Source organism: Sphingobacterium sp. BN32 (assembly GCF_030503615.1).
Classification (GTDB): domain Bacteria; phylum Bacteroidota; class Bacteroidia; order Sphingobacteriales; family Sphingobacteriaceae; genus Sphingobacterium.
Genome location: NZ_CP129963.1, coordinates 2100223 through 2113143 on the forward strand (window position 1 = coordinate 2100223; position 12921 = coordinate 2113143).

7 protein-coding genes are annotated in these 12921 nt (G+C 42.3%); 1 reads left to right on the forward strand and 6 read right to left on the reverse strand.

The genetic code is table 11. The features are described from left to right. Positions 1-72 precede the first annotated feature (72 nt). The 4 genes from QYC40_RS08845 to QYC40_RS08860 form a co-directional block, all read right to left on the reverse strand. A complete protein-coding gene (locus QYC40_RS08845) occupies positions 73-1539 on the reverse strand; it encodes an efflux transporter outer membrane subunit (RefSeq protein WP_301993615.1) in 1467 nt (488 codons plus the stop codon). Further along, complete coding sequence (locus QYC40_RS08850) at positions 1539-4694, reverse strand: efflux RND transporter permease subunit (protein ID WP_301993616.1); 3156 nt, start codon at positions 4692-4694, stop codon at positions 1539-1541. Before QYC40_RS08850 ends, QYC40_RS08845 begins: the two co-directional genes overlap by 1 nt. 78 nt (positions 4695-4772) lie before the next feature. After that, positions 4773-5936 (reverse strand): efflux RND transporter periplasmic adaptor subunit, encoded by a 1164-nt coding sequence (locus QYC40_RS08855; protein WP_301993617.1) that lies wholly within the window; start codon positions 5934-5936, stop codon positions 4773-4775. A gap of 387 nt (positions 5937-6323) precedes the next feature. Further along, the gene (locus QYC40_RS08860) at positions 6324-8066 is read right to left on the reverse strand and encodes a chloride channel protein (RefSeq protein WP_301993618.1); all 1743 of its coding nucleotides are present in this window, start codon (positions 8064-8066) and stop codon (positions 6324-6326) included. Positions 8067-8215: 149 nt separating this feature from the next. Between QYC40_RS08860 and QYC40_RS08865 the strand changes: the two genes are divergently transcribed. Further along, entirely contained in the window at positions 8216-10375 is a 2160-nt protein-coding gene (locus QYC40_RS08865; RefSeq protein WP_301993699.1) for a S46 family peptidase, read from the forward strand. A 145-nt stretch (positions 10376-10520) separates the two neighbouring features. Here QYC40_RS08865 and QYC40_RS08870 read toward each other — a convergent pair whose 3' ends face one another. Beyond that, positions 10521-11375 (reverse strand): DUF6265 family protein, encoded by an 855-nt coding sequence (locus QYC40_RS08870; RefSeq protein ID WP_301993619.1) that lies wholly within the window; start codon positions 11373-11375, stop codon positions 10521-10523. A gap of 511 nt (positions 11376-11886) precedes the next feature. Beyond that, the gene (fbp, locus tag QYC40_RS08875; RefSeq protein ID WP_301993700.1) at positions 11887-12915 is read right to left on the reverse strand and encodes a class 1 fructose-bisphosphatase; all 1029 of its coding nucleotides are present in this window, start codon (positions 12913-12915) and stop codon (positions 11887-11889) included. Between the last annotated feature and the right edge of the window lie 6 nt (positions 12916-12921).

The window sequence follows — 12921 nt, forward strand, 5'->3', positions numbered from 1 at the left end:
AGTGTATCGATTCCGATACTGTGAAGATTCTTTGTGGTTATTTATCGTTAAAACGTGATTTTAACATTAAAATTATCTCCATCCGCCGCCTAGTGCGCGATAAAGATCAACATAGGATTCCAGGTGTTCCTGTCGAAGTTCTACGAGGGCTAGATCGGAGTTCAGGGCATTTCCCTGTGCCGTGATAACCTCTAAGTAGGTCGCATAACCACTGCGGAACAGGAGGTTGGCATTTCTAACGGCTTTCGCGGAGTTCTCAACGCGAAGGCGTGCAAATTCCAACTGCTCGCGTAGTTTGTCAACGGTAATTACCGCACCGGAAACTTCAGATACCGCTTCAACAACGGTTTGCTGTAAGGCAAGCTCTGATTTCTCGCGTTCAATTTTTGCGACTTCCCAGTTAGTCTTCAGAGTTTTATTTTTAAAGATCGGTGTTGTTAATTCGCCGGTAATCCCTCCTAACAATGCGCCCGGAATGGAAAACCAATTTTTCGGTAACATCGCATTCACCCCTAAGTTACCGCCTAAGGTTAATGATGGATAGCGCATCGCTTGCTGAATGTTGGCTGCGGCATTTGCTGCAATCAAATCATATTCTGCCGTTCTGATGTCCGGTCGATTACGAATAATCTCCAAAGGCGATCCGAGAGAAATATCTTTGTTCTCTGCAAACAGGTGTTCAAAGCTTGTTCCGCGTTTGATGGAATCGGGCATTTGCCCCGTCAATACACGTAGCGCATTTTCTTGGAGTATGATCTCGCGTTCCAATTCAGGCACCAAAGAGGCTGCGATTAAGCGCTGCGACTCGGTCTGCTGTATCGCAAGCGAGGTGATTTCACCTGCTTCATATTGTAGCTTGATCATCTGCAGGGTACTGTCGTTCAACTGCACGTTACGTTTGGCAACTTCAATCTTTGCGTCAAGCATCAGCAGATTGAAATAGCCTTTGGCCACATCGCTTACAATCTGTGTTTGGATTGCATTTTTCGCTTCGCGCGTATTCAGGTATTGCGCTAGCAACTGATCTTTGGAATTCGCAATCTTTCCCCAGATATCGATTTCCCAATTGAAACCGATCTCGGTTCCGAACTGCGATAAGTAGGTAAACATATTCTCCGAAGCCTTCGTTCCATGTCGCTCATACCATTTTGTTGATGGACCTGATCCGAACTCTTTCGAGCGCCATTGTTTGTTCGCGCTTGCAATCGTCATATCCACCTGTGGTAAATAATCCAGTTTGTTTCGGCGCAGATCCTTGTTGGCAATTTCGATATTCAATAGCGCAGTTTTCATATCGAAGTTATTGCTCAAGGCAGAGTCGATCAGGTCCTTCAAAGTGGGATCATGGAAGAACTGCTTCCAGGTTGTTTTGCTGATGCTGGTTGTATCGCCAAAATAGGCTAATGTATCTCCGCGATAATTCTCGGGCAAATTGAGCTCAGGCTGGCTATACTTCTGTCCTACTTTACAGCTTTGTATAAAGACTACAGCAGCAAATAAGCAAGCTAAGCTTAGTTTTGTTATTGATATCTTCTTCATTATTCTTCCTCTGTTTTTATTTTACTACGTACTAGCTCGTCCAGCGATTTGAACACAACAAATAGCATCGGTATAATAAAAATACCGAACGTTACTCCGAATAGCATCCCTCCTGCAGCACTGAAACTGATGGAATGGTTACCAATGGCTGATGGTCCTACCGTCCACATTAATGGAACCAAACCTGCCACAAAGGCTAGTGAGGTCATTAAGATGGGGCGTAGACGCAATTTTGCACCGTTGATAGCCGCATCGACAATGCTTAATCCTTTCTGCCGCTCTTGAACGGCAAACTCCACAATAAGGATGGCATTCTTCGCCAAGAGACCAATCAACATGATCAAACCAACTTGTACATAAATATTATTTTGTAATCCTACGATCGCAATCGTTCCATATACGCCAATTAATCCAACCGGTACGGAAAGTAATACCGCCCATGGTAATATATAGCTCTCATACTGCGCTGCCAATAGGAAATAAACGAATAGAATACTCAAGGCAAAGATGAGAACGGTCTGGGAGCCGGATTGGCTCTCCTCAAAACTCATCCCTGTCCACTCGTAACCGTAGTTTCCAGGTAGCTTTTCTTCCGCATACTTTTCAATGGCTACCATCGCATCCCCGGTACTGTAGCCTTCAGCAGGTTCTGCATTTACGGTGATGGCATTATACAAGTTGTATCGTGTGATAGTCTCCGGCCCTACGATCTTCTCCAGCGTCAGGATCGTGTTGATGGGCACCATCTTGCCCTGATCGTTACGTACGAAAATTGAATTGAAGGACTCGGGATCTTTACGGAAATCAAAGTCTGACTGTACATAGACGCGATATTGCCTACCGAAGCGACTGAAGTCGGATGCTTGCACCCTCGCGAAATACGAACGAATGGTAGACATCAGGCTGTTGATACTAACACCCAATGCTTTAGCTTTGACCACGTCGATATTTACTTCATATTGCGGGAAGTTTGATTTGAACGAGGTATAAGCATTCCCTACTTCAGGTAGCTGATTCAGCTCGCTGATAAAGGTGTCGGCAACAACGTTAAAGTCACGTATATCTCCGCCTAATCGATCCTGCAATACCATCTCGATTCCGGCAAAGTCTCCGAAACCTTGTACTGTAGGGCGTGGGAATACAGTAAACTTGGCCTCGTGCAATTGGGATAAATCCTGACGGATGGTATCCATAAAGGCTGTAATATTTTTGATCTTCTTACGCTCGGCATGAGGAACCAAGTTGATGTATCCTGCAGCAAAGGCTGGACTGGAACTAGCATCTAATGCATTGTATCCGGATACGGTGGTCATCCCGGCGATGTCTTCATGCTTCTTCAAAATGCTATCCGCCATTCTTAACACTTCCGTTGTACGGGCTAATGAAGCCCCTGGAGGCATCGCCAAGTTGTAGGTGATAAAACCGTCGTCTTCTGTAGGAATAAAGGCTTTTGGCGACTTATACATAGCAAATACGCCAATCGCGGTGATTAAAGCTAATCCTGCCCAAGCGACATGCTTCTTTTTGATCAGGTACTGGACACCAACAATGTATTTGTTCGTGAAATTGTCAAATGCTGTATTGAACGCCTTAAAGAAACGGCCCTTATATTTTTCAAATTTGTTTTTATCCTTCTCTTCCTCTAACTCATCTTGCGCGGGCTTCAAAAGCAAAGCACATAAGGCCGGACTTAGGGTCAGGGCGTTCAATGCTGAGATTAAGATAGCGGTTGCCAAGGTGTAGGCGAACTGACGATAGAAAATACCTGCCGGTCCTTCCATAAAACCTACGGGCAAGAATACCGCCGCCATGACCATCGTAATGGATAGAATTGCTGATGTGATTTCCGACATCGTGGATAAGGTCGCTGCCTTCGCCTTTAAGCCGGTATGGTGCATCTTCTGGTGGATGGCCTCGACGACGACAATGGCATCATCGACCACAATACCAATCGCGAGCACCAAGGCAAACATCGTTAATACATTCAATGAGAACCCGAAAAGACTCAAGAAGAAGAATGTACCGACCAAGGAAACCGGGATAGCGATCGCCGGAATTAAGGTCGAACGGAAATCTTGCAAGAAGATAAATACTATAATAAATACGAGGATAAATGCTTCGAATAGCGTGTGCTTCACCTGAGAGATGGACTCATCAATCTGGTCGCGCACCGAATAGGTAATCTCGTAATTGATACCCTTAGGGAATGTTTTTGCTTGTTCTTCGAGAACTTTCCGTACTTCCACGTCAATATCGTGGGCATTGGATCCACTAGTCTGTGTTAAGTTCAATGTTAATCCCGGATGGCCATCGACTTTATTGTCCGAGTTTAGGTTGGTCGCGCCAAACTCCACACGGGCAACGTCTTTTAGATAGAGTACCGAACCATCTTTATTGGTTTTGATAACGACATTCTGGAATTCTTCGGGTTGTGTAAATCGTCCTTTATGTTTAATTACCGTTTCGAACGCCTCCTCCGAAGTTTCACCGAACTTACCTGGAGCGATCTCAAAGTTTTGATCTTTAATGGCATCCGTTACATCTTTTGGCACTAAGTTATAGAGCGCAAGCTTCTCCGGGTTCAACCATAAGCGCATGGCATAGTCACGCGCCCCCAGGCGGGACACTTGAGCGACGCCGTCTACACGTAGCAAGGGTCGCATTAAATTAATCTGCGCATAGGCCTGCAAGAAGGTCTCGTCGTAGATACTATCCCGATGATCGGAGAATAGGTTAATGGTCATGATAACCCCACTCTGCCTAGGCATCGTGGTAATACCGGCCTCATTTACTTCGGCGGGAATAGAACTGATTGCCTTTGAAATACGCGTTTGGACGTTTACTGAGGCTACATCGGGGTTGGTTCCCGTTTTGAAATACACCGTCACATTACCTGAACCGGAGTTCGAGGCTGTAGAGCGTATATAAGTCATGTTCTCTACCCCGTTGATGGCTTCTTCGATAGGTAAGAGCACACTCTTGGCCACCGTTTCGGCCGTTGCACCCGGATAACTTAGGGATACCACTACCGAGGGCGGTGCAATTTCGGGGAAACGAGTTACCGGAAGCAACTTCATCCCTACTAATCCGAGGATAACTAATATGATAGATACAACCGTTGCAAGGACGGGTCGATTTACGAATGTCTTTAGCATATAAAATATTTAGATAGACGATGCTATCCTACCGCTCTGGCGAGCAGTTGAAATAGCTTATATAAGTCTTGAGTATTCTTATTTCTTTTGATCAATTGGGATAATAGCAGATCCGTCAGTTAGTTTATCAAAACCACTTAAGATTACGCGATCTCCTTCCTGTAATCCCTCAGATACAATGTAGTTTGCTTTACTCTTGCCGGCAATTTTAATGTTGCGACGCTGAGCTGTATTGTTTTTATCGACAACAAAAACAAAGGTTTTATCCTGCAGTTCGCTGGTTGCGACCTGTGGGATTTGAATGACATGGTCCTTGACTTCTGAGATTTTCAAGGTCCCTGTACTTCCTGAACGCAAGATATTATCTGGGTTCGCAAAAGATGCACGCAATGAGATGGCACCGGTCATACGGTCGACTTGCCCATTTACCGCATCCACGGTACCTTTGTATTTATAGTCCTCTCCGTCGGCTAAAACTAGCGTAACATCCGGGAAAGTTAGTTTTTTGAGTTTATCATATTTGCGGCCTTCGACGCTATCCTTTTTCGCTTGAGCCTTCGAGAAGTATAGGAAATCGGATTCGTTCATAGCAAAATAAACGTAGACTTCTTGAACATCGGATAGGTAGGTTAAAGGCTCTTTATCGCCTTTAGATACTAAGTTACCGATACGTTTCGGAATACGCCCGATGTATCCGCTTACTGGTGCTGTAACGATGGTAAAGTTTTTCGACAATTGTGCCGAGCGAACTTCTGCGTTTGCTTGATCTAAAGTTGCTTTAGCTACTTGGTAATCCGCCTGTGCCGATGATAAACGAACTTCTGAGATAACCTCGTTGTCCACCAATGGCTTTAAACGATCTACTTCCAACTGTGCATTCTTTAGTTTCGCACGGGCTACCTGTTGGCTAGCAACCGAGTTATTCAAATCCTCTTGGTAGAAAGATGGGTCTATTTTAAATAGCTTCTGTCCTTTTTGTACAAAAGCACCTTCGTCGACATAGATTTCTTGTAAGAGCCCTTCCACCTGCGGACGTACATCGACATTCACTTTACCTTCGATAGTACCTAAATAGTCTTTCACAGTAACGGCATTATCACGCGTTACGGTGTAAACTGGTAATGCCAATGCTTTGTTGGATTCTTTTTCTTTTGATTTGCTTTCTGAACAGCTTGATAAGATACTTAATGAACTGAACAATACGAGCGTTCCTTTTAAAAATGATAAATTTAGTTTCTTCACAGTAATTGTATATGTTTAATTCTTCCTTCGTAATATTTTTATTACACTTCCCTCTTATTAACGTACTATTTAACAATTATTGTACCGTTTAACATTTGTTAACATATTATTTTATAGTTAAGAAATTGAGAATTTTGGAAGCTACTTATGTTAAAACATTGGTTTTCAATGCATCTAATATCCAAGACAAACGATAGCGTTAAATCGTTGGAAAAAAGAAGATTATTTTTTGAAATTGTATTTTCCCTTGATCAGAAAGTGGGTTGAACACAAGTTTGTACAGCGCAGAAGACGATGCATATCATTTGACAGGAATCTTTTAGCAAAGATTTGAATAAGATTAGATCTGCGTTGTTGAGTTAGCGTGAAGATTGTAGGTTTATTATATTACTCCAAGTACATTCCTTGACGAACTAACAGCCCGCGGTATTTATTGAATACGGAAGATTTGGATACAAAGCCTAGATATTGACCATCTTTATTGACTACGGGAAGTATCCAGACGTCGTCGCGATTCATCTTCGTCATTACCACTTCCATATTCTCGTTCTCCAAGATTATATCGTGTGGTTTCTGTGCTAAGACAGCGAAGTTCTTATCCTTACCCTCCTGCTCCGCCAAAAGGATGGAGAAGAGTCGCTCGCTATAAATAATACCTAAGAGCTTTCCGCCGTCATCAACGATAGGAAAAATATTACGTTTAGAATGGATGATGTCAGATTGCCGATCTACAGGTGTTTCTTCCGGCTTCAATACAACAAAGTTGGTTTCTAGCACATATCGCAATTTCATCATGCTGAGTACCGTACGATCTTTATCTTCATAAGATAGTAAGTCGCCCGATTCCGCTAATACCTTCGTATAAATCGAATGCTTCATCACTGCTCTGTTAATAAAGTAGGATATAGAAGCGACCAGCATTAGGGGTACCATGAGCGTATATCCACCGGTAATTTCTGCAATAAGGAAAATACCCGTTAATGGAGCATGCATAACACCTGCGAGGGCGCCTGCCATACCTGCCATTACGAAGTTAGGGACGTTCAATTGCACAACGCCAAGCTGATTCATTCCGAATGCGAAGGCGAAGCCTATTAATCCGCCCATCACAAGACTAGGTCCAAAGACCCCACCATTACCACCACCATTAATAGTAAACAAGGAAGCAATAGACTTGGCAAACAATGTCAAGATGGTATAACAGATAACCACCCATGCCATATCTTTATAATCCGCAAACAAGCTATTCTTGACTATGGAATCAAAGCGCCCATCTAATATTTGCTGTATGGTGATATATCCCTCGCCATAGAGCGCCGGGAAGATAAAGATCAATATCCCTAATGATACACCGCTGACCCATACTTTATTGTATGGGTTCTTAATACTGGCAAACCAGTCTTTTACCCATTGTGATATTTTAGAAAAATAAACCGTATAAATCCCGATGATCACCGCCAAGAGTAAATAGAAGAACAGTGCATCTACTTCCCACCCTGTGGTTGCCGTATGGAATAATGGCTCACTATATAACAGTTTAGAAATAACCGACGCTAAGGCTGCAGAGATCAACAAAGGAATAAATGCCGGGATTGAGAATTCCGGAAGGAGAATCTCGATTGCGAAGATCATCCCAGCCACCGGACTGTTGAATGCTCCGGAAATACCTGCTGCAGCACCACAGGCCAGCAACATCGTAATCTCCTTGTAACTCAAGCCAAAAAAGCGTCCTATATTGGATCCTATTGCCGACCCGGAGTAAGCAATCGGTGCCTCCAATCCTGACGATCCTCCAAAGCCGACGGTCAAAGCACTCGTGACGATCTGCGAGTAGATGTTATGAAAATCAATACGGCTTGATTTACGCGAGATTGAATAGATAATCGGAGTAATTCCGTGCTCCAGTTTCTTGCCTCGTAAGAACTTCCGCACAAAGACTACACTTAGAAAGATACCTATTAATGGGAATACAAGATAAAGCGAATATTTATAATGCCATTCCACATCGTCCTGAAGGGATGATGCGATAAAATGAGTCATTCCTTTTAGCAAAGCGGCTGCTAATCCGCCGACTATACCCACCACAAAAGCTAACACTACCAAGAAGTTCCGATTGGAAATCTTCTTCATCCGCCATTGATTAATATACTCTAGTCTTTTTAGCAAGCGCTGTCTCATATTATATGCAAATATAGAAACACTTTCGCAGATACCTAAAAGGATTCAACCCTCCCAAAAACATTTTGTATTTTTGGGCTGAAACAAATACAATGATTATGATGAATATGTTAAAGACGGGAGTCTTGCTCTCGGCGCTAGCGCTTGGAACATTCAACTTCTCGGCAACCATTCCTGATGAAGGAATGTTCCCCCTAAGTGAATTAAGCCGTGCCGGATTGAAAAAAGCGGGTCTTAAGATTAGTGAAAAAGATATCTACAATCCTGGACAAATTGGTTTAGTAGACGCTCTTGTGCAGGTTAGTGGCTGTACGGGATCTTTCGTCTCGAGAACCGGATTGATCATTACCAACCATCACTGTGCATTCTCCGCCGTTCAATTAGCATCTACACCAGAGCACAACTATCTACAGAATGGCTTTGTCGCAAATTCGCACGAGCAAGAAATCGAAGCAAAAGGATTAACTATTCGTATTACAGACTCTTACGAAGATGTATCGAAACAAGTTCTTGATGCTGTCGCTAATATTACTGATCCTATTCAGCGTATTGATTTAATCAATAAGAAGCGAGTGGAACTCGCGAAAGCTGCAGAAGCTGCTGATCCTACGATCAAAGCTGAAGTTTCTGAAATGTTCATCGGGAAAAGCTATGTGCTATTCAAATACAAGACTATTGAAGATGTTCGCTTAGTTTATATCCCACGTCAGGACATCGGTGAGTTCGGTGGCGAAACGGATAACTGGGTATGGCCAAGACATACAGGCGATTTCTCATTCCTAAGAGCCTATGTTGCTCCGGATGGTAAATCTGCCAAGTACTCAAAAGACAATGTTCCTTACACGCCAAAGAAACACTTAAAAGTAAATCCTAAGGGAGTAAATGAAAACGACTTTGTGTTCATCCTAGGCTATCCAGGACGTACGTTCCGTCATCGTCCTGCCCAATATATTGAATACCAACAGAAGTTCTTATTACCTTATACTTCAGAACTCTACGATTTCCAGAATCAACAGATGCTTCTAGCTGGTAAAGATGATAAAGCGACTGAACTTGCGCTGGCAACACGTATTAAACGCAATGCGAACGTGATGAAAAACTACCGCGGCAAATTGAAAGGTCTAAGAAACATCGACCTGATCAATACCAAAGAAGCGGAAGATAAAGCATTATTAGATTTCATCAACAGCAAACCCGAGTTAAAACAGAAATACGGTACGCTGATGGCGGATATCGACAAACACTACGATGTGGTATTTGCTGATGCAGAAAAAGAACTATGGTATAACAATATCTATTCGGGAATCCGTTTACTTCAAGTGTCTAGCTTAGTGAACTCATTTAAAGAGGCGTTAGGAAAAGAGCTTTCAACGGCAAAACGCGAAGAATTGTTCAAAGTCAACATTGATCAATTTAAGAAACAGTTAACTCCGTTATACGAAGGCTACAACTTAGCAGTCGATAAAACGATTGGTGGCCATATGTTTGAGCAAGCCTACCAATTAAACGGTGCAAACCGTATTGCTTCTGTACAAGCAAAAAACTTTAAATCGCAACAGGATGCTGCAAACTATATTCAATCGGCTTTAGACAAGTCTGCAATGAACGACATGGATAAGTTTGTAAGCACGGTATTGAAAAATGCTTCCACCCTAATGGCGTACAATGACGACTTGTTAAAGTTTCAAGATGAACTTTACAAAGAGACTGCACCTTTCCGCGATGAGCAAAAACGTCGTGAAGGAAATCTGAATAAACTGATGGCGGACTACGTAGCTGTTAAGGAGCAATTCCAATCGAAGAACTTTATTCCGGACGCGAACTCTACACTTCGCTTAACTTTCGGAAATATCAAAGGATACAGCCCGGTTGATGCAACTTACATGGAGCCTTTCACTACAGTACGTGGATTAATTGAAAAAGGAAACTCAGGAGCACCTGAATTCGCTTATCCTCAAGCTATTAAACAAAACTGGTTAGACAAAAACTTCGGCAACTATTTCAAAAAGGAAATTAATGATGTTCCTGTCAATATCCTTTACAATATGGATACTACCGGCGGAAACTCCGGATCGCCAATCATGAATGCACATGGCGAATTAATCGGAGTTAACTTCGACCGCGCATACGATGCCACCATCAACGACTTCGCATGGAACGAAAGCTATAGCCGCTCTATCGGTGTTGATATCCGCTATGTATTATGGATCGCAGACAAGATCGATAATGCACAGTTCATCTTGAAAGAAATGGGAATTTAGTAGTAGAGATTAGATATAAGACATTAGATATTAGACTTTGATGCGCGAGCAGACGGACCTTTATCTAATGTCTATATTATCTTAGATGTTTGATTAGGACGATATAGGTCTTAATACTAACTACTAAATACTAATTACTAATACCTTATCGACTTATTTTCTTTGAAAAAGGCAAATACATGGGTAGTGCTGCCGAACCGTACCAAGGGTAAATCCTAAAGTCCAATAGACTGTTTTTAATAGCCGGATCTGTATTCAAGATGATTTCTAATTCGGACTCATTAGCAACATTATGGAATATAAATAATCCACGGTAGTTGTCCTGGTTTTTCCCAAATGGACCGGCAACAATTAATTTATCTTCTTTTACAAGACGATTAATATTCGCCATGTGACCTGAAAAGCTCTCATTGATTAGGTTCTTATCTTTAGTTTGATTAGTCCCCGTCTTCAAAACCACAAAGAAATAGGACTTCATTCCTCGCTCATCAGCTTTTAATTTCTGTGCTAAAGCTTCATCGTACGTTGTATCTACAGCAGCAGTTGAAACCGGATTGCTAGTACTTACTTGACGAATCATCTTAAAACTGTGCTCCTTCTCTCCTGCTCCAACTGCGACATGCATCGTATCCGCGCTAATTTTCTTGTATAAAATCTTCTTAGGAAAGTCATGCTCTGGGTTTAAGAAAACATAATAATCTTTACCGCTACTACCCTCAAATTGAATGGCTTTTCCCTCATTCTGTCCCAAGACAGTTGCCTCTAAGACGAGCTTTCCATTCGCATCTTTTACGTCGAGATATTCAATTGTTGAGTTCCCCTGGCCCGCTGAAAATCTGTAAGAGAAACCTTTCAGATGATGATCGGAAAGCCTATCCCAATGTTCATACAATTCTTTCCCTTCAACTTTCCATGTTCCTGAAAAGAAAGAAGATATGTTTTGCTGAGCATAGACGCCCTGCACGACTAGCAAGCTAAGGAATGTGAGTAGGTTTTTCATATCCAAATATAATTATAGTAGTTAGTATTTAGTAGTTAGTATTAAGACCTAAGGCTGGAAATAGATTTTAGATATTAGACCTGTGTGTCTATCCTTAAATACTTCTTTTAAGATTAGATATAAGACATCCGATATTAGAGCTAGACATTTGATTGTAGTTTCAAATAAGAATGGGAAACTTTTCTTTGAACCAAGAAAGGAAGGATACAAGGATATTCAGGATCCTGTTAATCCTTGCATCCTTCCTTTCCTGGTTCAAGACAACACTCATCCTTCACAACAACACTTATCTGTCACAATAACACTCATCGTTCACAACAACACTTACTCTTCAAGAAAACACTACTACTTTACCCTCACTCCTTCTAAAGCAAGAAAACAGCCCGCTACCCTACTCTCAACCATTTCTCTAATTAGCACAAAAAAAAATAGACCTATGTCGTCATTTCCAGTTGAGAAACTGGAAATGACGACATAGGTCTAATTACTAACTACTAAGTACTAAAAAACACTATACCAAACTGGGCTCCGCGTCTGCAAATTGGTGGATATACCTTTCTACCATTTCAACCATCTTTTCGCTACCGATGATCAGTGCTGTTCTTTGGTGCAGTTCTTTAGGCTCAATATCCATAATAGGCGACACGCCCGTAGAAGCCTTTCCTCCTGCTTGTTCGGCGATGAAGGCTAAAGGATTACATTCGTACATTAAGCGTAGTTTTCCGTTTGGATATTGTACGGTGCTTGGATATAGGAATATCCCGCCCTGTATCATGTTGCGATGGAAATCGGCTACCAAAGAACCGATATAGCGCGATGAAAACGGTCTATTTGTCTTTGGATCTATTTCCTTGCAATATTGTAAGTAATGCTTAATTGCGGAAGAGAACTGATTGTAATTACTCTCGTTTACTGAGTATACACGTCCGTCTTTAGGAATGGTTAGACCAGGATGTGACAGGCAGAACTCACCAATAGACGGATCTAATGTAAAGCCATCCACTCCTTTTCCAGTGGTATAAACCAATACGGTCGACGAGCCATAAATGACATAGCCAGCAGCAACCTGCTCGCGGCCGGTCTGGGCGAAGTCTTGCGCCTGCATCTCTCCTTCAGCGCTTTTGCGCTTGTAGATGGAGAAGATCGTACCTACAGAGACATTTGAGTCAATGTTGGAAGAACCATCCAATGGGTCGAAGTAGACCATGTATTTCCCTACACGATAACGCTTCGTCTGTGTTAAGTCGATACCATCCTCATGCTCTTCTGAAGCAAGATAACAACATTCGCCACCACGTTTAAGTGCATCCATAAAATGGTTGTCAGCAAAAACATCAAGCTTCTGTTGCTCCTCGCCTTGCACATTGCAATTGCCTTGTTTCCCAAGAATATCGGCCAATCCAGCCTTATTCACTTCGCGATGAACAATCTTTGCCGCCAGGGAAATTGCCTGCAACAAACGGGTAAATTCACCTTTTGCGGTTGGAAATTGAGCTTGCTGCTCAATAATAAACTGTTCTAATGTTTGTATACTCATTATTCTATC